This window comes from Weissella viridescens, assembly GCF_014789145.1.
GTDB lineage: Bacteria > Bacillota > Bacilli > Lactobacillales > Lactobacillaceae > Weissella > Weissella viridescens.
The window spans coordinates 1,508,560-1,535,421 of sequence record NZ_CP061835.1 but is presented as its reverse complement, the minus strand read 5'-3'; the positions used below and the strand labels follow the sequence as shown (position 1 = coordinate 1,535,421).

Below are 26,862 nucleotides of genomic sequence, written 5' to 3'. Positions count from 1 at the left end.
ATGCGTTTAGATAAATTTTTAAAAGTTTCTCGTCTGATTAAGCGTCGTACAGTCGCTAAAGAAATTGCGGATCAAGGTCGTATTGACATTAACGGTAAGACGGCTAAGTCATCTAGTGATGTTACAGAGGGGGATGAGTTAACAATTCGTTTCGGGAATAAGACGTCTGTTTTGCGTATCGATAAAATCGTGGAAACAACCAAAAAGGACGAATCTGAAGAGATGTATACAATTGTTGACGAAAAGTACACAACGGATGGAGAGTCAGACTAACGCTCTGTGACACTTTTATATAAAAAGGTTAAGCTTTTATTTTAAGGCTTAAAAAATCTGGATTTTTAAGATACAGTTACTCTTGTGTAAAGACTAACGAAGTTAAAAAATGAAGGAGGCCAGCAGATGGCTAAATATTACTCAAATCCGAATATTCAGCCATTGAACGATGCTGGTCAACGCGCGTTAGAAATTCAGCGCAGAACGATTGAACATCAACGTAAGATTCACCGTAAGCGTCGGATTGTCTGCGCAACTATGATTCTTTTATTAACTATCATCTTTACTTGGCAGTATCAAACACGTTATCAACGCTACGTGGCTGCTGAACAAACGACGGCTAAAACGCAAGCTAGCCTTGATAAGGCTAAGGAAACGAATCAGTCGCTGAAACAGACAAAAAAAGAAATTAAAAGCAGTGACTACTTGAGTAAGTTGGCTCGCCAACGTTATCTTTATTCTAAGGACGGAGAGGTTGTCTTTAATCTCCCTGATGATAAATAAAATAAAACAAGGTCGAGCTATGGCTCGACCTTTTTATATAGCAAGAAAAATGAGGCTAACGAAATGCAAGATCATAAATTAAATCGTCAGTTAATCGAAACAGTGCGTTCAAAACAATTGTTCAAAGCCTCAGACCATATTGTGGTCGCCTTTTCAGGCGGACATGATTCCCTAACCTTGCTGCAGTGGCTGACACAACAAAATTTACCACAAGAACTTCAACCACAAGTGAGTGCGTTATATGTGAATCACCACTTACGCTCAGATGCACCGACAGAGGCACGCTTTGTAAGTGAAGTTTTTAATGCGACACCACAATTGGTGGCAACCCGCATGGTAGATTTAGATTGGGTGGAAACGCCAACGAGTGCGATTGAGGAACAGGCTCGTGAGCGGCGCTATGCAGCGCTAGTAGATTTTGCTAAAGATATTGGTGCTAATAAAATTGTGACCGCACACCACGCGACTGACCAAGCGGAAACGGTCCTATATAAATTAGTTCGCGGTGGTCATATTCAACAATTACAGGGGATGCAGTTTAAAGGACCGCTTACTGAAAAAATTGAGTTAGTTCGACCATTTTTAGGGATAGCTAAAGGCTCGCTTGATACGCTATTGGATAAACCTTTACAGCATTGGATTACAGATAGTTCGAATCAAGACAATCAGTTCGCTCGTAATCGGATTCGTAATCGCGTGTTGCCAGAGCTGGAGTTGATTAATCAGCAAGCGGCAACGCATATTAATGAAAGTGCTGAACAACTAGCGGGGATGGCGTATTTATTACAAGCAACGCTACCGCAACAATTTGCAGCCTTGGAAATGGGAACATTTGATTGGACAATGCCGAATACGGCAATTATTTATGTACTGCAGGCTTGGTTGAATCAGCAAGGGTTGTATCAAGTGAAGAATCGACAACTCCAGCAGGCAATTCAATTAATGCGAAATGAGAGTGTGGCACAAGGAAAGATTACGCTTGGAAAAGGCTGGCAATTAGTGCGAGAGCAGGCGATGTTACGCTTAGAACGCCTTGGTTAAGAAAGTTAACAATGTTTTCGCAATTTTGCTAAACATTCTCAATTATTTGTGTTACTCTTAATGCTGTGTAACGATAGGTGAACCATATTTTTAGGAGAGCAAACTACATGAGCCAATGGGACATGAATAACGATATTGAACGTGTTTTATATAGTGAAGATGATATTGTAGAAGCAGCGAAACGAGTTGGGACCGAATTGGCCGCCGACTATGAAGGTTGCACGCCTGTTATTATCTCAGTTTTAAAGGGTGCCGTCCTATGGACAGTAGATGTCATGCGTTATATGCAGTATGCAGAAGTAGAATTCATTGACGTCTCAAGCTACCACGGTGGTATTGCCTCATCTGGTGAAGTGGATTTAATTGTTGATTTACAAACAGATATTGCTGGACGTGATGTCATCATCATGGAAGACATTGTTGATACAGGCCGATCATTAAAGTTTATGATGGCTCTTTTGGAGCAACGTGGTGCAAAATCAATTAAAGTTGCCAGTCTTCTAGATAAAAAAGAAGGCCGTGTTGTCGATGCTAATGTTGATTATGTTGGGTTTGATGTACCGAAAGCTTTCGTGGTTGGTTACGGATTAGATTACAAGCAACTCTACCGTAATTTGCCATATGTGGGTGTGTTGAAACAAGCAGTCTATGATCCAGAACATGCTGACTTGGTGGATACAACAGACATTACACCAGAGCATTAAATTAAAATTTAAATGATAGAGTAAACAGGTATATTTTTGAGATATACCCCTAGGAGGAATAGATGCGAAATCCCAAGAACAATGGTAATTTTGTTCGTAACAGTCTGTTCTACGTTATCCTTGCTTTAGGTTTTTTGGGGTTGTTTTACTGGGTTGCAGGACCTACACAAACAACGACAACTAAAACAACGACGACGTCACAGTTCGTGACTGATTTAAAAGACGACAAAATCAAGAAGATTACAGTCCAGCCAGGTGCTGGAGTGTATGAAATTACGGGTGAATACCGTAAGGCACAATCTGATTCTGATTCAAAGAAGGATCAAAAGAGTACTGCTGGTGCGTTTAACAACCTTTTGTCTGGTAAGCAAAATACCAAGACTAAGAATTTCCAAACGCAAGTTGTCAGCAATGGTACAGTCATCTCAGATATTCAAAATGCAGCCGATAAGTCAAAGACAGCTGTTACAACTAAGCCACAAGCCTCAAACTTTTGGGGTACAATGTTGGTAACGTTGTTGCCTGTCCTATTGATGGTTGGATTGTTCTACATGATGATGAGCGGTATGCAAGGTGGTGGCCAAGGCGGACGCGGTGGTGGAAACATCATGGGCGTTGGTAAGTCAAAGGCAAAGCCTGAAGATCCAAGCGAAAACAAAGTTCGCTTTAAGGATGTTGCCGGTGAAGAAGAAGAAAAGCAAGAATTGGTTGAAGTTGTTGAATTCTTACGTGATCCAAAGAAGTTCTCTAAGTTAGGGGCTCGTATTCCAGCGGGTGTGCTACTTGAGGGACCTCCCGGAACGGGTAAGACTTTACTAGCCCGTGCCGTGGCTGGTGAATCAAAGGTGCCATTCTTCTCTATCTCTGGTTCTGATTTCGTTGAAATGTTCGTTGGTGTTGGAGCAAGTCGTGTTCGTGATTTGTTTGAAAATGCCAAGAAGGTTGCCCCATCAATCATCTTTATTGATGAAATTGATGCGGTTGGACGTCAACGTGGTTCTGGTACCGGTGGTGGAAATGATGAACGTGAACAAACATTGAACCAAATTCTAGTTGAAATGGATGGGTTCTCTGGTAGTGAAGGCGTTATCGTTATGGCTGCTACTAACCGTTCAGATGTTTTGGATCCAGCTTTGCTACGTCCAGGTCGTTTTGATCGTAAGATTTTGGTTGGACAACCCGACGTTAAGGGTCGTGAAGAGATTTTGAAGGTTCACGCCCGTAACAAGCCATTAGATTCTTCAGTTGATTTGAAAGAAGTTGCCAAGCAAACTCCAGGTTTTGTTGGGGCGGATTTGGAAAACTTGTTGAATGAAGCTGCGCTTTTGGCTGCTCGTCAAAACCACAACACAATCAATGCCAAGGATGTTGATGAAGCTGAAGATCGTGTTATCGCTGGACCGGCCAAGAAGGACCGTGTTGTTTCACAAAAGGAACGTAAGACCGTTGCTTATCACGAAGCTGGACACGCTATTGTTGGGTTGGTCTTGAATGATGCCCGTGTTGTGCACAAGGTAACGATTGTGCCACGTGGACGTGCTGGCGGATACGCCATTATGTTGCCACGTGAGGATCAAATGTTGATGTCAAAGCAAGATGCTACTGATCAAATCGCTGGTTTGATGGGTGGGCGTGCCGCTGAAATGTTCAAATTTGATCAACAATCTTCTGGTGCTTCAAATGACTTCCAACAAGCAACTCAAATTGCGCGCTCAATGGTAACGCAATATGGAATGTCTGATAAGTTGGGAATGGTTGAATTGGAAAACCAAAACACACCTTCAATGGGACGTAATGGTTTGACTTATTCAGAAGCAACAGCTAATGAAATTGATCAAGAAGTTCGTCGTTTGACAACTGAAGGATACAATACTGCAATGTCAATCATTGCTGAATACCAAGATAAGCATGAAGCTATTGCGCAAGCGCTTCTGGAATACGAGACATTGGATGAAAAGCAAATCTTGAGTTTGTTTGAAACAGGTCACATGCCAGATGAAAAGCCTACTTCTAACAATGACTCAGATGAGCCAATGTCATATGAGGAAGCACGTGATGCTGCTAATCGCAAGTTAACAGAAGATGAAGACAAGGCCGTTTCTGACGAGCCAAAGGAAATTTCACCTGATAACGATAATGAAATCTAAATAGATAAAAAGGAGCTAATCAGTGATTAGTTCCTTTTTTGTATTTAATGATTAAAGTATGCCGTGAGATAGCGTATAATAGCACATAACAAAATGTGAACAGAAGGAGAATTAATATGACTGATGAATTAGTGCGTGCCATAACGAAAAATAATGCTTTCCGTGCTATTGCGATTGACGCAACAGACATGGTTCAAAAGATTACAGAAAATCAAAAGGCTTCAAACCTAGGTAAGACAATTTTAGGGCGTGCCTTAATTGGTGGATTACTACTTTCAAATGCTTTATTAAAAGATGATGATCGTCTTGTTTTAACAATTGATGGGAATGGACCAGCTGGTAAGATTGTTGTTGAAACATCTGCGGAGGGGCAAGTTCGAGGTTATGTTTCAAATCCTGAAGTAACGTTGCCATTGAATGAAGATGGTTCAGAAAATGTTGGTGCTGCCGTTGGTGTTGATGGTTATTTGACAGTGACCAAGGATATGGGCGAAGACATGGAACCATTCACGGGTAAGGTTCAACTTGCAACTGGTGAAATTGGTGATGACTTAACCTACTACATGGCTAAGTCAGAACAAATTCCTTCAGCTGTTGCTGTGTCAGTTGAAGTCGATAGTGATGGAAACGTCATTTCTGCCGGAGGGTTCATCGTGTCTGCGCTACCTGATGCAGCAGATGCTGATTTGGATACATTGGAAGAAAAGCTCCAACATTATCCATCAATTGCTTCAATTTTGGAAAATAACCATGTGCCAATGGAACTGTTGGATCAATTATTTGGTGCCAAGGATTTGGAACAGGTCGATGCAACACCAGTTACTTCTTATCCAGAAACTTCAAAAGCACGTTATGCACAAATGCTTGAAACATTGCCTGTAGCAGATTTGCAAGAAATGTTAGACCAAGATCATGGTGTTAAGATTACGGATCGTTTTACAGGTAAAGAAATCGATTTTAATGCTGAGGAATTACAAGCGTTAATTAGTGAAGCCGAAGACAAATAATGTTGGTTTAGGGCTTGCAAAAATTCGCTAAGCTTGGCAAACTTAAGAAGGCTATTTTTACGAAAACCGAATTAATTTAAAACATATAAAGGGGTACACAATGGCAGATCAACAAGAGTCATTAAATGATCAAATGATTTCACGCCGTCAAAAAGCTGACGAAATGCGTGAAGCGGGAATTGATCCTTTTGGTCATCGTTATGACCGGACACATACAGCAGAACAACTACATGAGTTATACGACGATGTTTCTACTGAGGAACTTGAAGCTGGACACCATGAAGTTAAAATTGCAGGACGTATGATGACCAAGCGTCGTTCAGGTAAGATTACTTTTGCTGATATTAAAGATCGTACAGGTCGTATCCAAGTGTTTGTCCAAAAGCCCGTTGTGGGTGAGGATGTTTACGAATGGTTCAAGAAGTCTGACTTGGGTGATATTTTAGGCTTCAAGGGAACTGTAATGAAGACACGTGCGGGTGAACTTTCAATTAATGTTGAAGAAATCACACACTTGTCAAAGGCGCTACGTCCATTGCCAGATAAGTATCACGGTTTAACAGACGTTGAGACAAAGTACCGTCAACGTTACCTTGATTTGATTGCAAATGATGACACGTACGATCGCTTTTATAAGCGTTCACAAATCATCACAGCAATTCGTGATTACATGAATCAAGATGGTTTCATTGAAGTTGAGACACCAATGCTTCAAAATTCAGCCGGGGGAGCTTCAGCCCGTCCGTTCATTACACATCACAATGCTTTAGATATCGATATGTATCTACGAATCGCGCTTGAATTGCATTTGAAGCGTCTGATTGTGGGTGGTATGGAACGTGTCTATGAAATTGGACGTGTGTTCCGTAACGAAGGAATGGATCAAAAGCACAATCCTGAATTTACTGTTATGGAGACATATGCAGCTTACTGGGATTTTGATGATGTTATGACGGAAACCGAAAACATCTTTAAAGCCGCAACAAAGGTTGTGTCTGATGATTTGAAGATTACTTACCAAGGAACTGAGGTTGATTTAGGTAAGCCATTTGCTCGTAAGCACATGGTCGACTTGATTAAAGAAAAGACTGGTGTCGACTTCTGGCAACCAATGACAGTTGAAGAGGCACGTCAAGTTGCCGATGAACATCATGTTAAGTATGAAGATTACTGGACTGTAGGGCACATCATCAATGAATTCTTTGAAGAATTTGTTGAGAAGTCATTGATTCAACCAACTTTCGTATACGGACACCCAGTCGAAGTATCACCTCTGGCAAAGAAGAATGCTGAAGATGATCGTTTTACTGACCGTTTTGAATTGTTCATTGTTGGTGCTGAATATGGAAATGCCTTTACTGAATTGAATGATCCAATCGACCAACGTGAGCGTTTTGAGGCGCAAGCTGCGGAGCGTGCTGCCGGAAACGATGAAGCCGAAGGTATTGATGAAGACTTCGTTGAATCTCTTGAATACGGTATGCCACCTACTGGTGGACTGGGTATCGGTATCGATCGTTTGGTTATGCTATTAACTGATGCAGAATCAATTCGTGACGTCTTGTTATTCCCAACGATGCGTTAATAAACTTGAAATAACTCGCCGAATTTCGGTGGGTTATTTTTTTGTACAATTAATCTAAATAAGTGATTGACATTAATGGTTAAAATCTGTATTATCTTAAGAGTTGTCACGAGCTGTGACGACGTAACATTATAAATAAAACGTTTGAATTAATCGAAAATAAACATTGACGATTAACCAGATAGTTGCTATAATATAAAAGTTGCGTCAGGGAGTTATCCCGACCAACAAGTAGATCATTGAAAACTGAATATCGTTTCGATATAAACAAATGTGTAGGGTCACCAAATTTATTTGGTGCAAACATTTGCGAAGTCAATTCGCTAGTAAATTCGTTTAACAATCTGTTAAACAACAAAAAGAAAAATTGAGTAATATCAAGCTTTTGAAACCTTTCTTCATTTATGAAGTAAGTACAAAATGAGAGTTTGATCCTGGCTCAGGATGAACGCTGGCGGCGTGCCTAATACATGCAAGTCGAACGCTTTGTGGTCCAACTGATTTGAAGAGCTTGCTCAGATATGACGATGGACATTGCAAAGAGTGGCGAACGGGTGAGTAACACGTGGGAAACCTACCTCTTAGCAGGGGATAACACTTGGAAACAAGTGCTAATACCGTATAACACTAATAACCGCATGGTTATTAGTTAAAAGATGGTCTTGCTATCACTAAGAGATGGTCCCGCGGTGTATTAGCTAGTTGGTAAGGTAATGGCTTACCAAGGCAATGATACATAGCCGAGTTGAGAGACTGATCGGCCACAATGGGACTGAGACACGGCCCATACTCCTACGGGAGGCAGCAGTAGGGAATCTTCCACAATGGACGAAAGTCTGATGGAGCAACGCCGCGTGTGTGATGAAGGGTTTCGGCTCGTAAAACACTGTTGTAAGAGAAGAATGACATTGAGAGTAACTGTTCAGTGTGTGACGGTATCTTACCAGAAAGGAACGGCTAAATACGTGCCAGCAGCCGCGGTAATACGTATGTTCCAAGCGTTATCCGGATTTATTGGGCGTAAAGCGAGCGCAGACGGTTATTTAAGTCCGAAGTGAAAGCCCACAGCTTAACTGTGGAAGTGCTTTGGAAACTGGATAACTTGAGTGCAGTAGAGGAGAGTGGAACTCCATGTGTAGCGGTGAAATGCGTAGATATATGGAAGAACACCAGTGGCGAAGGCGGCTCTCTGGACTGTAACTGACGTTGAGGCTCGAAAGTGTGGGTAGCAAACAGGATTAGATACCCTGGTAGTCCACACCGTAAACGATGAGTGCTAGATGTTTGAGGGTTTCCGCCCTTAAGTGTCGCAGCTAACGCATTAAGCACTCCGCCTGGGGAGTACGACCGCAAGGTTGAAACTCAAAGGAATTGACGGGGACCCGCACAAGCGGTGGAGCATGTGGTTTAATTCGAAGCAACGCGAAGAACCTTACCAGGTCTTGACATCCTTTGACCACTTCAGAGATGAAGCTTTCCCTTCGGGGACAAAGTGACAGGTGGTGCATGGTTGTCGTCAGCTCGTGTCGTGAGATGTTGGGTTAAGTCCCGCAACGAGCGCAACCCTTATTACTAGTTGCCAGCATTCAGTTGGGCACTCTAGTGAGACTGCCGGTGACAAACCGGAGGAAGGTGGGGATGACGTCAAATCATCATGCCCCTTATGACCTGGGCTACACACGTGCTACAATGGCAAGTACAACGAGCAGCTAACCCGCGAGGGTACGCGAATCTCTTAAAACTTGTCTCAGTTCGGATTGTAGGCTGCAACTCGCCTACATGAAGTCGGAATCGCTAGTAATCGCGGATCAGCACGCCGCGGTGAATACGTTCCCGGGTCTTGTACACACCGCCCGTCACACCATGAGAGTTTGTAACACCCAAAGCCGGTGAGGTAACCTTTTAGGAGCCAACCGTCTAAGGTGGGACAGATGATTAGGGTGAAGTCGTAACAAGGTAGCCGTAGGAGAACCTGCGGCTGGATCACCTCCTTTCTAAGGAAAATCGGAAGCCTATACATTTGCGTTGAAACGATATTCAGTTTTGAGTGGTTTACACTCAGAATAGACGAGAGATTTTAAAACCTCGGGACTGTAGCTCAGCTGGTTAGAGCGCACCCCTGATAAGGGTGAGGTCGGAGGTTCGAGCCCTCTCAGTCCCATTCTATTGGGGAATTAGCTCAGCTGGGAGAGCACCTGCTTTGCAAGCAGGGGGTCAGCGGTTCGATCCCGCTATTCTCCATTGTAACCTTCGGGTTACAAGGACTTAGATCTTTGAAAACTGAATCATATTTAAATTTTAAATTCATTTCAATTAATTATTATAATTAAATTGAGCCGAAAAAATACACCGCGTAATTTTTTGAGTTTTTTAAATTAGTTTAAATCGCTTGTGGCCTTTGAGCCACAATACTCAAACTTGAATCATCAACGCAAGTTGATAGGTTAAGTTATTAAGGGCGCATGGTGAATGCCTTGGCACTAGGAGCCGATGAAGGACGGGACTAACACCGATATGCTTCGGGGAGCTGTAAGTAAGCTTTGATCCGGAGATTTCCGAATGGGGAAACCCAACTTGTTTATACAAGTTATCATTTAGTGAATACATAGCTAAATTGAAGGTAGACGTTGTGAACTGAAACATCTCATTAGCAACAGGAATAGAAAGAAAAATCGATTCCGACAGTAGCGGCGAGCGAAATCGGAAGAGCCCAAACCAACGTGCTTGCATGTTGGGGTTGTAGGACTACCATTGTGGAGTTACAAAATTGTTTATTAGCAGAATCAGCTGGGAAGCTGAGCGAGACAGGGTGATAGCCCCGTATGCGAAAGTAAGCAATCTCCCGTGTAGGATCCTGAGTACGGCCGGACACGTGAAATCCGGTCGGAATCCGCGAGGACCATCTCGCAAGGCTAAATACTCCCTAGTGACCGATAGTGAACCAGTACCGTGAGGGAAAGGTGAAAAGCACCCCGGAAGGGGAGTGAAAAAGTTCCTGAAACCATGTGCCTACAAGAAGTTAGAGCCCGTTAATGGGTGATAGCGTGCCTTTTGTAGAATGAACCGGCGAGTTACGATAACATGCAAGGTTAAGGTGGAAAGACCGGAGCCGTAGCGAAAGCGAGTCTGAAATGGGCGCTTAAGTATGTTGTTGTAGACCCGAAACCAGGTGACCTACCCATGTCCAGGGTGAAGATGCGGTAAAGCGCATTGGAGGCCCGAACCCGTACATGTTGAAAAATGTTGGGATGAGGTGTGGGTAGCGGTGAAATTCCAATCGAACTTGGAGATAGCTGGTTCTCTCCGAAATAGCTTTAGGGCTAGCCTCGGAATGAAGCGTGTTGGAGGTAGAGCACTGTTTTGGTGCGGGGCCCATCTAGGGTTACCAAATTAAGATAAACTCCGAATGCCAATCACGTATGTCCGGGAGTCAGACAGTGAGTGATAAGATCCATTGTCGAAAGGGGAACAGCCCAGATCGTCAGTTAAGGTCCCTAAGTGTGTGTTAAGTGGAAAAGGAAGTGGAGTTGCATAGACAACTAGGATGTTGGCTCAGAAGCAGCCACCATTTAAAGAGTGCGTAATAGCTCACTAGTCGAGTGATTCTGCACCGAAAATGTACCGGGGCTAAACACACCACCGAAACTACGGGTGCCACGTAAGTGGCGCGATAGGAGAGCGTTCTATGGGCGATGAAGTCAGACCGTGAGGACTGGTGGAGCGCATAGAAGTGAGAATGCCGGTATGAGTAGCGAAAGACAGGTGAGAATCCTGTCCACCGTATGACTAAGGTTTCCTGGGGAAGGCTCGTCCTCCCAGGGTTAGTCGGGACCTAAGGCGAGGCTGAGAAGCGTAGTCGATGGATAACAGGTTGAGATTCCTGTACCAGGTGAACATGTTTGAACGATGGAGGGACGCAGAAGGCTAACGGATCCCAGCTGATGGATATGCTGGGTTAAATAACAAGTCTTGAGTTGAGTTAAAAGCTTGACTCTTTAAGGACAAGTTATGATGAGGACCGAAATAAAGTAGGGAAGTCCGCCATGTCACGCTGCCAAGAAAAGCTTCTAGTTAGTGTTTACCTGCCCGTACCGCAAACCAACACAGGTAGTCGAGGAGAGCATCCTAAGGTGAGCGAGTGAACTCTCGTTAAGGAACTCGGCAAAATGACCCCGTAACTTCGGGAGAAGGGGTGCTCAGCGAAAGCTGAGCCGCAGTGAATAGGCCCAGGCGACTGTTTATCAAAAACACAGGTTTCTGCAAAATCGTAAGATGACGTATAGGGGCTGACGCCTGCCCGGTGCTGGAAGGTTAAAAGGAGTGCTTAGCGCAAGCGAAGGTATGAATTGAAGCCCCAGTAAACGGCGGCCGTAACTATAACGGTCCTAAGGTAGCGAAATTCCTTGTCGGGTAAGTTCCGACCCGCACGAAAGGCGTAACGATCTGGGCACTGTCTCAACGAGAGACTCGGTGAAATTTAAAGACCCGTGAAGATGCGGGTTACCCGCGACAGGACGGAAAGACCCCATGGAGCTTTACTGTAGCTTGATATTGAGTGTTTGTGCAGCTTGTACAGCATAGGTAGGAGCCGTTGAAGTCGGAACGCTAGTTTCGATGGAGGCACAGGTGGGATACTACCCTCGTTGTATGACCACTCTAACTCACACCACTAAGCGTGGTGGAAGACAGTGTCTGGCAGGCAGTTTGACTGGGGCGGTCGCCTCCTAAAAGGTAACGGAGGCGCCCAAAGGTTCTCTCAGAATGGTTGGAAATCATTCGCAGAGTGTAAAGGCACAAGAGAGCTTGACTGTGAGACTGACTAGTCGAGCAGGTACGAAAGTAGGGCTTAGTGATCCGGTGGTTCCGCATGGAAGGGCCATCGCTCAACGGATAAAAGCTACCCTGGGGATAACAGGCTTATCTCCCCCAAGAGTCCACATCGACGGGGAGGTTTGGCACCTCGATGTCGGCTCATCGCATCCTGGGGCTGTAGTCGGTCCCAAGGGTTGGGCTGTTCGCCCATTAAAGCGGTACGCGAGCTGGGTTCAGAACGTCGTGAGACAGTTCGGTCCCTATCCGTCGCGGGCGTAGGAAATTTGAGAGGAGTTGCCCTTAGTACGAGAGGACCGGGGTGAACGTACCTCTGGTGTATCAGTTGTTCCGCCAGGAGCATCGCTGAGTAGCTATGTACGGATGAGATAAACGCTGAAAGCATCTAAGTGTGAAACTCGCCTCGAGATGAGATTTCCCATTCTTTATGAAGTAAGACCCCTTGTAGATGACAAGGTAGATAGGCTAGAAGTGGAAGTGCGGCGACGCATGGAGCGGACTAGTACTAATGGTTCGAGGACTTAACCAAGTTGAACAAAACGTTGGTGTACGGTTCAATTAATGAAATGAAAATAAGATACATAATATGATTCAGTTTTGAGAGACGTAAGTCTCATCAACACCGTGTTGTGATGATGGCATTGAGGTCACACCTGTTCCCATACCGAACACAGAAGTTAAGCTCAATAGCGCCGAAAGTAGTTGGAGGATCTCTTCCTGCGAGGATAGGACGTCGCAATGCTTATTATTCCGAATTAGCTCAGTTGGTAGAGCACACGACTGTTAATCGTGTTGTCGTCGGTTCGAGCCCGACATTCGGAGTTTGTATGCCGACTTAGCTCAGTTGGTAGAGCAACGGTATCGTAAACCGTAGGTCGAGGGTTCGAATCCCCCAGTCGGCATGATAAAAATGACTGGAACATTGTTCTGGTTTTTTTTATTACTGCCGATATAGGTTACCAGTTGACATACAATCGGCTTATGGTTAGAATTATTAATTGTAAGTTTGCAAGACACGTGTCGTGATGATGGCATTGAGGCCACACCTGTTCCCATACCGAACACAGAAGTTAAGCTCAATAGCGCCGAAAGTAGTTGGAGGATCTCTTCCTGCGAGGATAGGACGTCGCGATGCATATTATTCCGAATTAGCTCAGTTGGTAGAGCACACGACTGTTAATCGTGTTGTCGTCGGTTCGAGCCCGACATTCGGAGTCATCAAAGCACCTTAGTTATTGCAACTAGGGTGTTTTTTGCTAGATTAAAGAAGGGGAGTTGTGAGTATGGTAAAGCAAGGGAAGTTTGCACAAGTTAAACAACAAAAGCATCAAAAATACAAAGCTAAACAAGCTCAGCTCAAGCAAACTCAAACAATTGCCCCAGCACAAATGATGGACTTTATTTTGGTTAGACATCACTTGGTTAATAAAGCGCCCGCCCTCATTGAGGAGACTAATGGACGATTGTTGCAGGAGTTTATGGTGCTCGGGAATGGTAATCCATGGTCGCTCCATACGCAACTACAGCAAACGCTTCAGCAAATTGATGTCAATGTTCCGTGGCAGTTTTATAAAATTGTTGCGGATAGTTGGCCTCAAACCAAAACATTCATGCTCAAAGAAATTCCTGCGATTCCGTTAAGTCAACGGATTATTCTTGAAGATGATCTTTCAGACTTACAATTTACTGAGCTGGTGGCACAAAAATTAGCAAGTAATTGGTTTATTAATCAATTCAAGCAGACACCAGAGCAACTCCATAAAACGACTGACGCACAAGTTGAACAGCTCGCCCAAAGTTTCGTGGTCGAAAACCACATTGATTGGTCGAAGGTGGCAGAATTGAACCAGACCGTCCAATTGGATGAACCGTTAGAACTAGATGCGGGTAGCCAACAATGGTTGGCAGAAGTTAAAAAGTATGTATAAAAAAGACCGTAACTATATTGGTTACGGTCTTTTGCTTTATTCACGAGTGTGGTCGATGGCTTGACGAATGCTATCTACAATTTCCAGTGTATCTGGACCAAGATGAACACCAACGAGGGTGAAGAGACTATCAATAATTGCTAATTGGGCTAACAACGATGACATTGATTCACTTCGAATGTTAATTTCTTCAGCAGAACTAGGTAACACTAGGTCCGCTAGCTTAGCTAGCGTTGAATTAACATAAGCGGTAATCGCAATGACTTTTACATTGTTGGCTTTTAATTGTCGGGTGATTTTTAGTGTGTCCAGATTGCGACCTGAGTGTGAGACAACAATCGCAACATCGGTATCACGCATCCGAACAGCTTGCATAAGCTGCACATCATAATCTGGATGTTGTTCCGCATCAATTGGCGTTCGTAAAAACTTGTGATAACCGTCTAAGGCGACAATGGAAGAACCACCAATACCGAAAAAGCCTAATTTTCGGGCATTGATAATCCAAGCGCAGGCGGTATCCCAACTTTCAGTGGGAATTAGATTGAAAGTTGATGATAAGGCATTTTCGCCTCCTTTGAAAACTTTATTAACAATGGCATTTGTATCATCATTATTTTCAATTTCACCGAAAAAAGCGTTATCGGGTTGCATGACCGCCGTTAAGCTAAGTGAAAATTCACGGAATGATGAAAATCCAATTCGTTTTACAAAACGAGAAATAGTGGCTGTTGAAACATTTACCGCATCAGCTAGCCCTTTAATGGTCAAACCTTGAACGGAATTAGCGTGGTCTAAGATATAGTCAGCAATTTTTTTGTCAGACCCAGAAAGTTGATCACGCAACGATTTAATGCGTGCAAAACCTGATTGTTGCATGGATATTGGGCTCCTTATTTGTTGTTTGTAGAAGTTTAGTATACGCACTTATTATATATATGTAAACATTTTACAATAAAAGGCTTGCATTATGAAAATCTTTTGCATTATAATAGACATGTTGAATAAAACAAAAAGAAAAAAAGAGGTATATGACATGAAGTTCGCGATGATCGGCCTTGGTAAGATGGGCTTGAACTTGGTTAAGAACAGTGTTGACAACGGAAACGAAGTTGTTGCATTCGACTTGAACCCTGAATTTGTTAAGGAAGCTGCAGACTATTCTGATAAGGTTACTGCTTCAGATTCTATCGATGATATGTTGGCAAAGCTACCATCACCAAAGATCGTTTGGGTAATGGTACCAGCTGGTGCACCAACTAACTCAACTATCGATACTTTGATCGAAAAGATGGACGAAGGAGATATCATCATTGATGGTGGTAACTCAAACTTCCACGACAACTTGGAACAAAACAAGCGCACTACTGCTGCTGGTATCAAGTTCTTCGATGCAGGTACTTCTGGTGGAATGAGCGGTGCTCGTAACGGTGGAAACTTCATGATCGGTGGAGATGATGCTGAAGCGTGGAAGACTCTTGAACCTTTGTTCAATGATATCGCCGAAGAAGATGGTTACTTGTACACTGGTAAGCTAGGTTCAGGTCACTACTTGAAGATGGTTCACAATGGTATCGAATACGGAATGATGCAAGCCATCGCCGAAGGATTCGAAATCTTGGAAGCCTCAGAATTCGACTACGACTACGAAGCAGTTGCTAAGTTGTGGAACCACGGATCAGTTATCCGTTCATGGTTGATGGAATTGGCTGAAGAACAGTTCGCCAAGGATCCTAAGCTTTCAGCTATCTCAGGTCGTATGCACTCATCTGGTGAAGGTAAGTGGACTGCCGAAGAAGCTTTGAAGTTGGAAGTTCCTGCACCAATCATCACAACTTCATTGATGGTTCGTTACCGTTCATTGCAAGAAGATACTTTCTCAGGTAAGGTTGTTTCAGCTTTGCGTAACGGATTCGGTGGTCACGCTACTGATCCTTCAGGAAAGTAATTTAAAAATTACATGAAATAAAACATCTAGTCAATTTTGATTAGATGTTTTTTTGTGTATCTATTTGACGATACGGTATAATAGATACAGAAAAGTTGAGGACATACAATATGAAATATGAATTACTAGTCGATATTAACCCGCTGGGTATCGATGTCGTCTTAGCTGACGAAAACGGACAAGTACAAAATATCCATACGCCCTATGCAGGACACGATTTTGCAGTAACCGTACTAAACTTAGATGAGTTTTTGACTACTGTGAAAAGTGCCTTCGCTCATCTTGAAAATATTCTTCAACATAATGACGAAATTCAACAAGTATATTTTAAAAATATCATGAACGGTTGGATGGCATTGGATGAGAATTTTAACCCATTGACCCCAATTTTGATGGGTAAGGACACCGACGCACATTTTATCGAAGCGTTAATGATGAATGGAATTGGTGGACAGTTGCAACGTAAAACAGGAGTGCCGCTAGCGGTGACACTTCCGCTAATTATTACGTTGCGTCTGAAAAACGAAGAACCAGAAATTTATGCACATGCTGCGCACTATATGACATTGCGTGAATATATGGTCTATTTGTTATTCGGACAAAATACAACCGACGCTGCGTTTGCAGCACGAACTGGATTTTATAATACAGAATATGCTACTTGGGACGGTCAAGCGTTAGCCTTAACTGGTCTACGTGTGGAACAATTACCTGATCTTGTTTCTAAGGATGAATTGACTGGACGTTTGGATGTTGATTGGTTACCAGAAATGATTACTGATGCTACAAACTTTAAAATGCATTAATCTTGTAAAAAGACTGTGCTATAATATTTTTTGTTGCTGGAGATGCGGTTAGTCAGGAAGTGATGATCCAGGACTGCAATCTCAAGGGATTGAAGGTGCGATGCCTTGCCGTCCAGTGATGGCTGATGTTAAGAGGTGAAGAGCTTAACATTGGTCGGAGAAAAAGATTCCTTAAAGTCATGTGGATGATGGCTTTAAGGAAGGGGATTGTTGATGGGGTGGTACCTATGAACATGATATGGTGAAAAAGTGGCATAGTACGTGGTGGTCTATGCCACATGACAGAGTCTGCACTCGTTTAGCGAGAGAGACTCTGTTTTTTGTACGCAAACGTGATATACTTATCTTTAGTAAGTTGAATACAAAGATAAAAAGAGGTAGCACACATGAAAATTGGAATTATTGGCGCAACTGGTATGACCGGTAAAGCGCTATACAACGAAGCGATTAACCGTGGACACGATGTTACCGGTTTTGTTCGCAATGAGACACGCGGTAAGGACGTTTTGGGATCAGATGCCCAATTAATCGTTGAAGACGCCTTTGCTATCACAGGGACGCAATTAGACCAGTTTGACGTCGTGATTGATGCATTTGCTAATCATACTGAGCCAGAACAAAACTTAGATGTGTTGACACACTTGATTCATCAAACACGTCATCATGATGTTCGCATGTTCTTTATTTTGGGTGCTGGTCCACTTTTGCAAGAAGATGGCAGTTATGTCTATGACTTCCTAAAGACCTTGCCAGATGCAGCTGCATGGGTTGATGAACCACGTTATGGGGTTACTGAGTTACAAGTATTACTAAGCACACGGGATGTTAACTGGACCGCCATTTCAGCTCAGAACGAATACACAGAGGGTCCTAAGACTGAATACGTCTTGGGTAAAGATCATTTGATGCATGCTAGTGACGGCAAGTCACATGTTACATCAGGTAACTTAGCAGGGGCTGTCATGGATGAAATCGAGCAACCACAATTTAAGATGGCCCGTTTCACGGTTTCAGATAAATAAAAAACAAATAGCGGTGCATTTTTTTAATTAGCGTGCTATAATCATCGTATCGCAAAGATGAAAATAGTAGGACGTTGCTTTGGAAATTCAGAAACACGGTGGCTGATGCAAACCGTGCCAAAGCATCATCTGAATTACATTCATCATACAAGTTTGCACGTTTCGCTCAGCGCTATGAGCAAGATAAGTGGTCACAAGTGATTGTGGCAAATTAGGTGGTACCGCGCTTAAAATAAGCGTCCTAATCAGTTTTTTCGCTGATTGGGGCGCTTTTTCTGTTCCAATCAAGCACATATACTAAAACTTTTTGGAGGGTCAGCGATATGACTGAGGATATTTTACAAGAACTTGCTTGGCGAGGAGCCATCAACCAACAAACAGACCCCGCTGGTCTGCTTGCATTAATGGATAAAGAACAAATTGGAGTATACGTTGGAATCGATCCAACTGGCGATTCAATGCACATTGGGCACTTGATTCCTTTCATGGTTTTGAAGCGATTCCAATTGGCCGGACAACGCCCAGTTATCGTTGTCGGTGGTGGAACGGGTTCAATTGGTGATCCATCTGGTAAGAAGTCAGAACGTCAATTGTTGACGGATGACCAAGTTGCCGCTAACGTTGCTAAGATGAGTAAGCAAATGGAAAAGCTATTCGGAAAAGATGGTTTTACAATTGTGAACAACAAGGATTGGTTGGGTCAATTGTCATTGATCGAATTCTTGCGTGATTACGGAAAGCTTTTCCCAATCAACACCATGTTGGCTAAGGATGTTGTGGCCTCACGTTTGGATGCTGGAATTTCATTTACTGAATTTACATATCAAATCTTACAAGCCATTGATTTCCATGAATTGTGGACACGTGAACATGTACGTTTGCAATTAGGTGGCTCTGACCAATGGGGAAACATCACGGGTGGGGTTGATTTGATCCATAAGCTTGAAGGTAGCGATGCCGAAGCTTACGGATTGACTGTACCGTTGTTATTGAAGTCTGATGGAACTAAGTTTGGTAAGACTGAAGGTGGGGCCGTATGGTTGGATCCGGAAAAGACGACACCATTTGAATTCTACCAGTTCTGGTTGAATACAGCTGATGATGACGTTGAAAAGATGTTGAAGTTCTTTACGTTCTTACCAGAGGCTGAAATTGACGAATTGGTTGCCGAAACCAAGACAGATGCTGCAGCCCGCAAAGCACAACGTCGTTTGGCCGAAGAAGTGACTGAATTTGTTCACGGAAAAGCTGCGTTAGAAACGGCTGAAAAGATGACTGATGTGTTGTTTGGTAATGCTGATGTTGCGAGTCTTTCAACTGATGATGTAGCAGCTTTGGCTGGAAATGTACCAACTTTTGAAATTGGTAACGAACCTGTAGGTATCTTAGATTTGGTTGTGGCTGCTGGTCTTGAAACATCAAAGACACGTGCCCGCGAATCTGTTACAAATGGTGCTATCCGCATTAATGGTGAGCAAATTAAGGATGTCGAAACAATCATCGATCCAAAGGCTGCTTTTGATGGTAAATACGTCATTGTAAAGCGTGGAAAGAAGAAGTGGGCTGTTGGTAAAGTGCAATCAGCTTAATTTTGCATCAAAACACGAACGATAAATTAAATATTAAATAATACTAGCCAAAAATCCGAATTATTGTTATACTATGGATATTAAATAACAAGTCCTATGAGTATAATGGTTGGAGAATGGCCAACGAGTTCATACCTATGTCCCGAGACATAGACTACTCACTTAGTATTTTTGAAGCCATTCTTTTTTGAATGGCTTTTTTTATGCACCATTTTTGATTGGGACAGTTTCTGAGGAGGAACACATGGACACGGTTAAACAACCTAATCGACTTGAATCGCTTATTTTAGGGATTCAGCATGTTTTGGCAATGTATTCAGGTGGGGTACTCGTCCCATTAATGATTGGTGCAGCCTTACATTTTTCAGCAACGCAAATGGCGGTGTTAATTTCAGCTGATATTTTCATGACTGGAATTGGGACGCTCTTGCAATTGAAGGTAACGCGTTTTACTGGAATCGGTCTACCGGTGGTGATTGGGTCAGCGATTCAAACGGTGACGCCGTTAGTTAATATCGGAAGTACATTAGGAATTGGTGCAATGTATGGTGCCACAATTGGTGCTGGTGTTTTCGTCTTCTTAATTGCTGGTATTTTTGCTAAGTTACGTCGTTTTTTCCCACCAGTTGTGACCGGATCCTTGATTACTGTGATTGGGTTTGCTTTAGTTCCGGTTGCCATTCAAAACATTGGTGGTGGTGATCCAAAGGCTGCTAGTTTTGGGAATATGCCTGATTTAACGATTGCTTTGGTGACCATTGTGACGATTGTCGTATTGAACATCTTTGCAAAAGGCTTTTTGAAAGCTATCGCGGTATTACTAGGCATCATTATTGGAACGATTTTCGCGGCCTTTTTAGGCCATGTTTCAATTGAACCGGTATTACAAGCTTCATGGTTCCATTTACCAACACCATTTTATATGGGTGTTCCAACATTCCATCTTTCAGCAATTATTACAATGTCTGTGGTTGCGCTGACTTCATTAATTGAATCAACTGGGGTTTATTTTGCCTTGGCTGACTTAACAGGCACTGATTTAACGGAGAAGGATTTGGCACGTGGTTATCGTTCTGAAGGATTGGCAGTAATGCTATCAGGTATCTTCAGTACCTTCCCGTACTCAACGTTCTCACAAAATGTGGGTGTTGTACGGTTGTCTGGTGTAAAATCAAAGCGTCCAATTTATTATGCAGCCGCAATGTTGTTAATTATTGGACTACTACCTAAATTTGGTGCCCTAGCGACGATGATTCCATCATCGGCTTTGGGTGGTGCGATGCTAGTCCTATTTGGTACAATCGGAGTACAAGGTATTACCATTTTGCACCAAGTTGATTTTGGTCAAGATCGTAATTTGATGATTGCAGCACTATCAATTGGCGCAGGAATCGGTATTACCGTTTACCCGCAAGTGTTCCAAAAATTACCTGAACTAATTCGTTTGGTCATTGAGAATGCTGTGGTTGTAACGTCAGTTATGGCGGTTGCTTTGAATATTATTATTCCAGGCCGCAAAGATAATTAAGGGAGTATGACATGAAGTTATTAGAAGATCGTATCCGTGAAGATGGGCGTGTGTTGGGGGAAGATGTATTAAAAGTAGACAATTTCCTCAATCATCAAGTGGATCCTAAGTTAATGGCACAACTTGGAGAAGAATTTGCCCGTCTTTTCCGCGACGAAAAAATTGATAAAGTGTTGACGGTTGAATCGTCTGGTATTGCGCCAGCGGTATTCACTGCCTTGGATTTGGATGTACCCATGGTATTTGCCCGTAAGAAGCAATCGTTGACGCTCTCAGCCGAAAACTATACGGCAGACGTCTTCTCATTCACAAAACAAGAAACGAATCATATCATCGTGGATAAGCGTTTTATCAATGAGGGAGAACGCGTCTTGTTGATTGATGATTTCTTAGCCAATGGTCAAGCTGTACAAGGGATGATGGAAATTGTCGATGCAGCTGGTGCTGAATTGGTTGGTGTCGGAATTGTTATTGAAAAAACTTTCCAAAAGGGTCGTCAATTGTTGGACGAAGCCGGACTTCATGTGGAATCATTGGCGCGTATTTCAGCTTTCAATGATGGACAAGTTGAATTTGCAGACTAAAAAAACAGCGGATGTTCAATTGAACATCCGCTGTTTTTATTTAAATTAAGGTGGTGATGGGAATCGAACCCACGATCACGGTTTTGCAGACCACTGCCTTACCACTTGGCTACACCACCATAAACAAGCAAATTCTATTATATAAGAAAGTCCCTAAACATGCAACGCTAAGCGAATACAAAAATAAATTGAAATTAATTTAAAAAAGAGCTTGCAATGTTCTCATATCCTAGGTATAATAATTTTTGTTGTTGAGATGCCGAGAGGTGTTTCAAAAACAAAATGATGGACGATTAGCTCAGCTGGGAGAGCACCTGCCTTACAAGCAGGGGGTCACAGGTTCGATCCCTGTATCGTCCATTGGTCGCATGGTCTAGTTGGTTAGGACGCCTGCCTGTCACGCAGGAGATCACGGGTTCGAACCCCGTTGTGACCGTTTTTTTTATGGCGCGATAGCTCAGTTGGTAGAGCATACGATTGAAGCTCGTAGTGTCGACGGTTCGATTCCGCCTCGCGCCACTTTGATAGGGGTATAGTTTAATGGTAGAACAACGGTCTCCAAAACCGTCGGTGGGGGTTCGACTCCCTCTACCCCTGCTTATACAATTTTATGGCGGTTGTGGTGAAGTTGGTTAACACACCGGTTTGTGGTTCCGGCATGCGTGGGTTCGAATCCCATCAATCGCCCTTGAAATCAGGGATATGATTTCGATTGTTATTTTATTATTTAGATATGCCGTTGTGGCGGAACTGGTAGACGCGCTGGACTCAAAATCCAGTTCCCTTCTTGGGAGTGTGGGTTCGATTCCCACCGACGGCATCACGTTTTCCAAAAGGAAAACATGCAAGCTTATCTAAATAATGAACATGCCGTTGTGGCGGAACTGGTAGACGCGCTGGACTCAAAATCCAGTTCCCTTCTTGGGAGTGTGGGTTCGATTCCCACCGACGGCATATTTAAATCAAGCATTGGCTTTAGGCTGATGCTTTTTTTGTACAAAAAATGGGGATGGCGATGATGGAACTAAATGTGAAGCACACAAGTGAGTTGGCACCAATTGAATTAGTTGAAATTTTTGAGGCACGCACATCTGTATTTGTGGTTGAACAAAATTGTGCTTATCAGGAAGTTGATCGGACTGATTTTGATGGATTGCATGTGCGAGTGATTGAAAATCATCAACTTGTTGCATATGCCCGGATTTACCTTAGTCAAGATGGCGTTCATTTTGGTCGTGTCTTGGTGGTTAGCGATGAACGCGGTAAAGGTCTGGGGCGTACATTAATTGAGGGCGTCTTAGAGGCGATTCAAGAGCGGTTTCCTGGTCAACCGGTTCATATTCAAGCTCAGTCGTATTTGACGTCATTTTACGCTTCATTTGGCTTTGAGGCTGTTTCAGACGAGTACTTGGAAGATGGCATCCCGCATATTGATATGGTGAAACAAGGTGTTGAATCAGAGAGTAATAAACGAGATAGCTTGTAATTTTTGAGAGTAAAGATAGTTGGGGATCGAAATGGATTTAAATACCACTATTGCGAACAACTTTGGAATGAATGTAAAAGAAATCGAACATGAGTCGCTTAATCGCACGTATGTTGGATATTCAAGTAAATATCAACAAAAGGTTTTTTTGAAACTATATCGGAAAGTGAATCATACCAAATTCGTTGTAGAACGAGAGGTTAATCAACAATTAAATGATCGTTATATTGGTGAATTTCAGTTGGATGAAAAAATAACGGACTTTATATATGGGTTGGTTTTAAAGGATATAAATCCACAAAATATTGATTTTAGGGGGGATGATAGTCAAATAGTGTTTGAGCTTGGACTTCAGTTGGGTAGGTTCCATAAAACCGTCATGCCATTTGATGGGCTGCCAAGCATTGTTGATTTAACTGATGTGGTAACCGAGGGGATACAACAGGTTCATATTGTAGAAACTCGGATGGCACTTGAACAGTTGCAACGTGACTTTATGAAGAATTATCCACACATTATGCAGAAGATTTCATCACATTCAGTCGTACTTCATGGCGATGTTAGTGTACGTAATTTTAAAATTGTAGCATCGGACTTGAGTTTCATTGATTTTGAACGGGCAAAAAAAGGTGTGCAATATTTAGATTTTGTGAAGTTGTTCTATCAGGATTTTAAATTAGATAATGGGTTAATGGATAGCTTTAAAAAAGGTTATGAGACGGTAGCTAGTTTGGCTGAAATTCCTGAACATTTGCGATGGTATTGTGTTTTTTATACGGCCATTGGAATTATAAAATATACTGAAAGAGTGGATGATAAATTGTTTCAAATGTTGGGTGAGACAATGCTTTCTGATTGTCGTTGTTTTTTGAATGGACAAGTCCATCCAGCTATCTGAGCATAAGAAATATTAATTGATAGTGCGCTCATAGTAAGGGTTTTTACGCTGCATAAATACGAGGTCCATACCAGGTTGAAGGGTCTCGCGTTTTGATGAATCGATAACATAGCCACATTTTGTGTAAAGATGAAGTAATTTTGCTTCTTGTTTAATGGTATCAATCTCAAAGGTTTCGATATTTGAGAAGTATTCTTCGATTAGATGAAGTGCTTGCTGCGCATAGTGCTGTCCTTCGAATTCGGGTACAATCATGAGTGGCGAAATGCGCGCATTGGATTTGCTGGAATCAAAGATAATACGAATAAGCCCCACTTTTTGACTTGGTGTTTGAATGAAATAAAACGCGCTATGTGGTGCTGTTAATTTTTGTGATATTGAGTCACTTGTTTCGAGATAAGGACTTGTGGCATCATCATGATATTTTTCATAGAGCGATTTAAAGCACTGGTGATAGAATCTGACAATGATCGGTAAATCAGCTGCGGTCGCTTGAACTAATTGCATGATGGCCCCCTCAATGCTGTAGAATATGTTTTTAAAATATCATACAAAAAAAGCCAGAGCAATTAGCTCCGGCTTTTTTATTACGCTTATTTAGTAAATTGTTTTTTAATCCAGTCAAGGGCACTCAAGACAAGGTAGACACCGCCACCAAGTAAGATACCATCACTAATAGAGTGCGTAAGAGGCATTCCAAGAACAATCAAGAAGGCAGAAGCCGCAATCTTGAAGTTATTCCAATCAATATCCTTTAGATTACCTAGCATCAAGACACCCACCACAATCAAAGCACTAGCTGTGATTTGTGGTGTAATCATTGTGAGCAAAGGTGAGAAGAAGAGTGAAAGTGCAAATAGAATAGCGACAACGACTGAAGTGAGTCCAGTCCGTCCGCCAGCTGACACACCGGCGTTTGATTCAACAAAGGCGGTAGCGGGTGAAGTTCCGAAGATAGCTGCACTAATGTTACCAAGCGCACTAGCAATTAAGGACTTATTTGTATCGCGATCGGTTCCCATTTGCTTTTGTACACCTAAAATTGTACCAGTCGTATCAAAGAAAGCTACTAAGAAGAACGTTAGGACAATTGGTAGAATGTGCCAGTTCATAACGCTTGGTAGGTGGCTAAAGGCTACACCAAACGTAGGCTTCAAACTGGGAACTGATGAGACAACTTGACCTGGTGCATGCACAAGACCTGTTACGAGCCCGAGAATTGTCGTCACCATCATCCCAAGGAAAATAGCCCCGGGGATGCGGTAATAGTACAAAGCTAGTGTAATCAATACGCCAGCAATCGTTAATAATGATTGTGGTGATGTTAATGATCCCATTGTTGTGAAAGTTGCGGGATCAGCAACAATTAAGCCACTCCCCGTTAATCCGATTGTGGCAATTAATAAACCAATTCCCGCACTAATGGCTGACTTTAAGTCATTTGGGAAAATATTAATAATCCAGTCCCGAATTGGCGTTATCACAACGATTAAATATAGCAATCCAGCCAAGAGCATAGCGCTCAATGCTTCTTGCCATGAGTATCCTTGTTGCAAAACAACTGAGAAGACGAAAGCTGAGTTGATTCCCATACCAGTTGAAATGGCAATTGGCATATTGGCAATGAAAGCCATCATCAAGGTACCAAAGATAGATACAGCGGCTGTGGCCGTGAAGACCGCCCCTTTATCCATACCAGCTTGAGCTAACATTGCTGGTTGAACGAACAAAATATATGACATTGAAATAAAGGTGGTAAAACCAGCTAATACTTCAGTCCGGACGTCAGTATGATTGGCCCGTAAATTGAAAAATTTCACAGTACTACTCCTAAAAACATTAAGCTACTGAAAAAACAGTGCATGAATAAGAGTATCGGAATTAAAGAGCGACTGCAATGGGAAGTAAAAGGTTTTACGAAATCCTTTTGAAACCATGTGAACTTTAAGCATAGATAAATTACGAAATGCTAATATTATGTATATTCTGAAAATATTTGAACTGTAATTTGTTATACTTAAAAGAAAAGCCCTAATTAAAGGAGATTTTATGCAGAAAAAAGCACATAGACGTCTACACGGTTTAGCGAAGAACAAATGGATACATACACTTATGTTTGTGATGGCCCTTGAAATCGTGGCAATCTCAATCAATTTCTTTTACGCTCCCATTGATGTTGCGGCAGGTGGCGCTACCGGGGTTGCGATTTTGTTAAACGCAGCTTTTGGCATTAACCGTTCAATTACTGTTTTGGTGGTCAATTTAATTATGATTGTCTTGGCGATGATTTTCTTAGATCGTGCGACCGTCAAAAAAATTATTTTTGGTAGTTTTGCGCTACCGGTCTTACTATGGGTGACGCCAAGTTTTAAAATAGTTGATGATCAATTATTGGCTGTAATTATTGGTGGCGCCGTTTTTGCTACCGGAATTGCACTAACGTATCGATTAGAAGCATCAGCGGGTGGGACGACGGTTCCGCCACTCATTTTGAAAAAGTATTTTGGGATTAACACTGCATATTCATTACTATGTATTGATATGGTCGTGACTTTCTTTAATATTTTCGTTTCGGGAACAAGTGCCTTTTTCTTGGCTGCCTTCTCTTTGGTTGTGACATCTGTTGTGATGCGTCGAATTGAGATTGGACTTGATTTGAAGCAACAAGTAACGATTATGAGTAATGACCATATTCAAGAAATTAAGGAACGTTTGTTGAGTGATCAACAGAGTCTGACCATTATGAATGTGCGTGGTGGGTATACCGATAACGAAAAGGAAATGTTGATGGTGATGGTGGATAGCCAAAGCTACAATCATCTGTTGAATGAAGTTCATGATATTGATGAGGATGCTTTTGTCGTCGCCTCAAATGTAACGGAAGTCCATGGCGGATTGATGTAAATTGAATTGGTTTTAAACCAGGACAATGGTAAAATCAAACCATAACGAATAAATACGGCTAGCTGATTATGAAAATGA

Annotated in this window: 20 protein-coding genes, 13 tRNA genes, 4 rRNA genes and 1 other annotated feature; of the genes, 33 read left to right on the top strand and 4 right to left on the bottom strand. The window is 42.5% G+C overall.

Annotation, left to right across the window (positions count from 1 at the left end; translation table 11 throughout):
- The 17 genes from IE337_RS07605 to IE337_RS07525 all read left to right on the top strand — a co-directional run bounded on the left by IE337_RS07605 (position 1) and on the right by IE337_RS07525 (position 14,019).
- Positions 1 to 273: an RNA-binding S4 domain-containing protein gene (locus IE337_RS07605; protein ID WP_072152428.1), complete on the top strand. Its 273-nt coding sequence runs from the start codon at positions 1 to 3 to the stop codon at positions 271 to 273.
- A gap of 126 nt (positions 274 to 399) precedes the next feature.
- Positions 400 to 777, top strand: coding sequence for an FtsB family cell division protein (locus IE337_RS07600; protein ID WP_057747104.1), 378 nt, complete (start codon positions 400 to 402; stop codon positions 775 to 777).
- 63 nt (positions 778 to 840) lie between these two features.
- The gene (gene tilS, locus IE337_RS07595; protein ID WP_191136339.1) at positions 841 to 1,818 is read left to right on the top strand and encodes a tRNA lysidine(34) synthetase TilS; all 978 of its coding nucleotides are present in this window, start codon (positions 841 to 843) and stop codon (positions 1,816 to 1,818) included.
- Positions 1,819 to 1,940: 122 nt separating this feature from the next.
- The gene (gene hpt / locus IE337_RS07590; RefSeq protein ID WP_191136338.1) at positions 1,941 to 2,522 is read left to right on the top strand and encodes a hypoxanthine phosphoribosyltransferase; all 582 of its coding nucleotides are present in this window, start codon (positions 1,941 to 1,943) and stop codon (positions 2,520 to 2,522) included.
- A 62-nt stretch (positions 2,523 to 2,584) separates the two neighbouring features.
- On the top strand, positions 2,585 to 4,669 hold the full coding sequence (gene ftsH / locus IE337_RS07585) for an ATP-dependent zinc metalloprotease FtsH (RefSeq protein WP_191136337.1): 2,085 nt from the start codon (positions 2,585 to 2,587) through the stop codon (positions 4,667 to 4,669).
- 116 nt (positions 4,670 to 4,785) lie between these two features.
- The gene (gene hslO, locus IE337_RS07580; protein ID WP_191136336.1) at positions 4,786 to 5,676 is read left to right on the top strand and encodes an Hsp33 family molecular chaperone HslO; all 891 of its coding nucleotides are present in this window, start codon (positions 4,786 to 4,788) and stop codon (positions 5,674 to 5,676) included.
- A gap of 100 nt (positions 5,677 to 5,776) precedes the next feature.
- Positions 5,777 to 7,261: a lysine--tRNA ligase gene (gene lysS, locus IE337_RS07575; RefSeq protein ID WP_057747097.1), complete on the top strand. Its 1,485-nt coding sequence runs from the start codon at positions 5,777 to 5,779 to the stop codon at positions 7,259 to 7,261.
- 416 nt (positions 7,262 to 7,677) lie between these two features.
- Positions 7,678 to 9,255, top strand: a 16S ribosomal RNA gene (locus IE337_RS07570).
- 93 nt (positions 9,256 to 9,348) lie between these two features.
- Positions 9,349 to 9,422 (top strand) — tRNA-Ile (locus IE337_RS07565).
- Between the two features lie 7 nt (positions 9,423 to 9,429).
- A tRNA-Ala gene (locus tag IE337_RS07560) sits at positions 9,430 to 9,502 on the top strand.
- A 201-nt stretch (positions 9,503 to 9,703) separates the two neighbouring features.
- Positions 9,704 to 12,620: ribosomal RNA gene (locus IE337_RS07555) — 23S ribosomal RNA — on the top strand.
- A gap of 96 nt (positions 12,621 to 12,716) precedes the next feature.
- Positions 12,717 to 12,833 (top strand): 5S ribosomal RNA (rrf, locus tag IE337_RS07550).
- A 7-nt stretch (positions 12,834 to 12,840) separates the two neighbouring features.
- Positions 12,841 to 12,913, top strand: a tRNA-Asn gene (locus IE337_RS07545).
- Positions 12,914 to 12,920: 7 nt separating this feature from the next.
- Positions 12,921 to 12,993: transfer RNA gene (locus IE337_RS07540), tRNA-Thr, on the top strand.
- 116 nt (positions 12,994 to 13,109) lie between these two features.
- A 5S ribosomal RNA gene (gene rrf, locus IE337_RS07535) occupies positions 13,110 to 13,226 on the top strand.
- Together the 16S, 23S and 5S rRNA genes with 5 tRNA genes alongside form the textbook arrangement of a ribosomal RNA operon.
- Before the next feature lie 7 nt (positions 13,227 to 13,233).
- Positions 13,234 to 13,306: transfer RNA gene (locus IE337_RS07530), tRNA-Asn, on the top strand.
- A 68-nt stretch (positions 13,307 to 13,374) separates the two neighbouring features.
- Positions 13,375 to 14,019 carry a hypothetical protein gene (locus IE337_RS07525; protein WP_057746911.1) on the top strand — a complete coding sequence of 215 codons (645 nt, stop codon included), beginning with the start codon at positions 13,375 to 13,377 and terminating at the stop codon, positions 14,017 to 14,019.
- A gap of 36 nt (positions 14,020 to 14,055) precedes the next feature.
- Here IE337_RS07525 and IE337_RS07520 read toward each other — a convergent pair whose 3' ends face one another.
- Positions 14,056 to 14,898 carry a MurR/RpiR family transcriptional regulator gene (locus IE337_RS07520; protein ID WP_057746909.1) on the bottom strand — a complete coding sequence of 281 codons (843 nt, stop codon included), beginning with the start codon at positions 14,896 to 14,898 and terminating at the stop codon, positions 14,056 to 14,058.
- 157 nt (positions 14,899 to 15,055) lie between these two features.
- Here IE337_RS07520 and gnd point away from each other — a divergent pair, with 157 nt between their 5' ends.
- From gnd to IE337_RS07490, 6 genes are all read left to right on the top strand, one after another.
- The gene (gene gnd / locus IE337_RS07515; RefSeq protein WP_191136335.1) at positions 15,056 to 15,967 is read left to right on the top strand and encodes a phosphogluconate dehydrogenase (NAD(+)-dependent, decarboxylating); all 912 of its coding nucleotides are present in this window, start codon (positions 15,056 to 15,058) and stop codon (positions 15,965 to 15,967) included.
- A gap of 110 nt (positions 15,968 to 16,077) precedes the next feature.
- Positions 16,078 to 16,773 carry an FGGY family carbohydrate kinase gene (locus IE337_RS07510; RefSeq protein WP_112468084.1) on the top strand — a complete coding sequence of 232 codons (696 nt, stop codon included), beginning with the start codon at positions 16,078 to 16,080 and terminating at the stop codon, positions 16,771 to 16,773.
- 386 nt (positions 16,774 to 17,159) lie between these two features.
- The gene (locus tag IE337_RS07505; protein WP_057746904.1) at positions 17,160 to 17,795 is read left to right on the top strand and encodes an NAD(P)H-binding protein; all 636 of its coding nucleotides are present in this window, start codon (positions 17,160 to 17,162) and stop codon (positions 17,793 to 17,795) included.
- Between the two features lie 50 nt (positions 17,796 to 17,845).
- Positions 17,846 to 18,042: a binding site (T-box leader), on the top strand.
- 76 nt (positions 18,043 to 18,118) lie between these two features.
- Complete coding sequence (gene tyrS, locus IE337_RS07500; RefSeq protein WP_191136334.1) at positions 18,119 to 19,384, top strand: tyrosine--tRNA ligase; 1,266 nt, start codon at positions 18,119 to 18,121, stop codon at positions 19,382 to 19,384.
- A 244-nt stretch (positions 19,385 to 19,628) separates the two neighbouring features.
- On the top strand, positions 19,629 to 20,912 hold the full coding sequence (locus tag IE337_RS07495) for a nucleobase:cation symporter-2 family protein (protein WP_191136333.1): 1,284 nt from the start codon (positions 19,629 to 19,631) through the stop codon (positions 20,910 to 20,912).
- A gap of 11 nt (positions 20,913 to 20,923) precedes the next feature.
- Positions 20,924 to 21,496 (top strand): xanthine phosphoribosyltransferase, encoded by a 573-nt coding sequence (locus IE337_RS07490; protein ID WP_057746897.1) that lies wholly within the window; start codon positions 20,924 to 20,926, stop codon positions 21,494 to 21,496.
- A gap of 48 nt (positions 21,497 to 21,544) precedes the next feature.
- Here the strand turns inward: IE337_RS07490 and IE337_RS07485 are convergent.
- Positions 21,545 to 21,615: transfer RNA gene (locus IE337_RS07485), tRNA-Cys, on the bottom strand.
- A 168-nt stretch (positions 21,616 to 21,783) separates the two neighbouring features.
- Between IE337_RS07485 and IE337_RS07480 the strand changes: the two genes are divergently transcribed.
- From IE337_RS07480 to IE337_RS07440, 9 genes are all read left to right on the top strand, one after another.
- Positions 21,784 to 21,856, top strand: a tRNA-Val gene (locus IE337_RS07480).
- Positions 21,857 to 21,858: 2 nt separating this feature from the next.
- Positions 21,859 to 21,932, top strand: a tRNA-Asp gene (locus tag IE337_RS07475).
- Positions 21,933 to 21,942: 10 nt separating this feature from the next.
- Positions 21,943 to 22,015 (top strand) — tRNA-Phe (locus IE337_RS07470).
- Between the two features lie 7 nt (positions 22,016 to 22,022).
- A tRNA-Trp gene (locus IE337_RS07465) sits at positions 22,023 to 22,093 on the top strand.
- 16 nt (positions 22,094 to 22,109) lie between these two features.
- A tRNA-His gene (locus IE337_RS07460) sits at positions 22,110 to 22,183 on the top strand.
- 48 nt (positions 22,184 to 22,231) lie between these two features.
- A tRNA-Leu gene (locus IE337_RS07455) sits at positions 22,232 to 22,316 on the top strand.
- 49 nt (positions 22,317 to 22,365) lie between these two features.
- Positions 22,366 to 22,450, top strand: a tRNA-Leu gene (locus tag IE337_RS07450).
- A 61-nt stretch (positions 22,451 to 22,511) separates the two neighbouring features.
- Complete coding sequence (locus tag IE337_RS07445; RefSeq protein ID WP_341480677.1) at positions 22,512 to 22,982, top strand: GNAT family N-acetyltransferase; 471 nt, start codon at positions 22,512 to 22,514, stop codon at positions 22,980 to 22,982.
- 31 nt (positions 22,983 to 23,013) lie between these two features.
- Complete coding sequence (locus IE337_RS07440; RefSeq protein WP_191136332.1) at positions 23,014 to 23,880, top strand: phosphotransferase; 867 nt, start codon at positions 23,014 to 23,016, stop codon at positions 23,878 to 23,880.
- Positions 23,881 to 23,892: 12 nt separating this feature from the next.
- Here IE337_RS07440 and IE337_RS07435 read toward each other — a convergent pair whose 3' ends face one another.
- Entirely contained in the window at positions 23,893 to 24,387 is a 495-nt protein-coding gene (locus IE337_RS07435) for a GNAT family N-acetyltransferase (RefSeq protein ID WP_191136331.1), read from the bottom strand.
- 86 nt (positions 24,388 to 24,473) lie between these two features.
- Positions 24,474 to 25,700 carry an NCS2 family permease gene (locus tag IE337_RS07430; protein WP_191136330.1) on the bottom strand — a complete coding sequence of 409 codons (1,227 nt, stop codon included), beginning with the start codon at positions 25,698 to 25,700 and terminating at the stop codon, positions 24,474 to 24,476.
- A gap of 229 nt (positions 25,701 to 25,929) precedes the next feature.
- Between IE337_RS07430 and IE337_RS07425 the strand changes: the two genes are divergently transcribed.
- Positions 25,930 to 26,784, top strand: a complete 855-nt coding sequence (locus tag IE337_RS07425; RefSeq protein WP_406717677.1) for a YitT family protein — start codon at positions 25,930 to 25,932, stop codon at positions 26,782 to 26,784.
- Positions 26,785 to 26,862 lie beyond the last annotated feature (78 nt).

Coding starts and splice junctions, on each gene's coding strand:
- IE337_RS07525 (WP_057746911.1), top strand. CDS start 13,375: ATGGTAAAGCAAGGGAAGTTTGCACAAGTTAAACAACAAAAGCATCAA.
- gnd (WP_191136335.1), top strand. CDS start 15,056: ATGAAGTTCGCGATGATCGGCCTTGGTAAGATGGGCTTGAACTTGGTT.
- IE337_RS07505 (WP_057746904.1), top strand. CDS start 17,160: ATGAAAATTGGAATTATTGGCGCAACTGGTATGACCGGTAAAGCGCTA.
- IE337_RS07425 (WP_406717677.1), top strand. CDS start 25,930: ATGCAGAAAAAAGCACATAGACGTCTACACGGTTTAGCGAAGAACAAA.
- IE337_RS07440 (WP_191136332.1), top strand. CDS start 23,014: ATGGATTTAAATACCACTATTGCGAACAACTTTGGAATGAATGTAAAA.
- IE337_RS07605 (WP_072152428.1), top strand. CDS start 1: ATGCGTTTAGATAAATTTTTAAAAGTTTCTCGTCTGATTAAGCGTCGT.
- IE337_RS07520 (WP_057746909.1), bottom strand. CDS start 14,898: ATGCAACAATCAGGTTTTGCACGCATTAAATCGTTGCGTGATCAACTT.
- hslO (WP_191136336.1), top strand. CDS start 4,786: ATGACTGATGAATTAGTGCGTGCCATAACGAAAAATAATGCTTTCCGT.
- hpt (WP_191136338.1), top strand. CDS start 1,941: ATGAATAACGATATTGAACGTGTTTTATATAGTGAAGATGATATTGTA.
- ftsH (WP_191136337.1), top strand. CDS start 2,585: ATGCGAAATCCCAAGAACAATGGTAATTTTGTTCGTAACAGTCTGTTC.
- IE337_RS07600 (WP_057747104.1), top strand. CDS start 400: ATGGCTAAATATTACTCAAATCCGAATATTCAGCCATTGAACGATGCT.
- IE337_RS07510 (WP_112468084.1), top strand. CDS start 16,078: ATGAAATATGAATTACTAGTCGATATTAACCCGCTGGGTATCGATGTC.
- IE337_RS07445 (WP_341480677.1), top strand. CDS start 22,512: ATGATGGAACTAAATGTGAAGCACACAAGTGAGTTGGCACCAATTGAA.
- tilS (WP_191136339.1), top strand. CDS start 841: ATGCAAGATCATAAATTAAATCGTCAGTTAATCGAAACAGTGCGTTCA.
- lysS (WP_057747097.1), top strand. CDS start 5,777: ATGGCAGATCAACAAGAGTCATTAAATGATCAAATGATTTCACGCCGT.
- IE337_RS07495 (WP_191136333.1), top strand. CDS start 19,629: ATGGACACGGTTAAACAACCTAATCGACTTGAATCGCTTATTTTAGGG.
- tyrS (WP_191136334.1), top strand. CDS start 18,119: ATGACTGAGGATATTTTACAAGAACTTGCTTGGCGAGGAGCCATCAAC.
- IE337_RS07435 (WP_191136331.1), bottom strand. CDS start 24,387: ATGCAATTAGTTCAAGCGACCGCAGCTGATTTACCGATCATTGTCAGA.
- IE337_RS07490 (WP_057746897.1), top strand. CDS start 20,924: ATGAAGTTATTAGAAGATCGTATCCGTGAAGATGGGCGTGTGTTGGGG.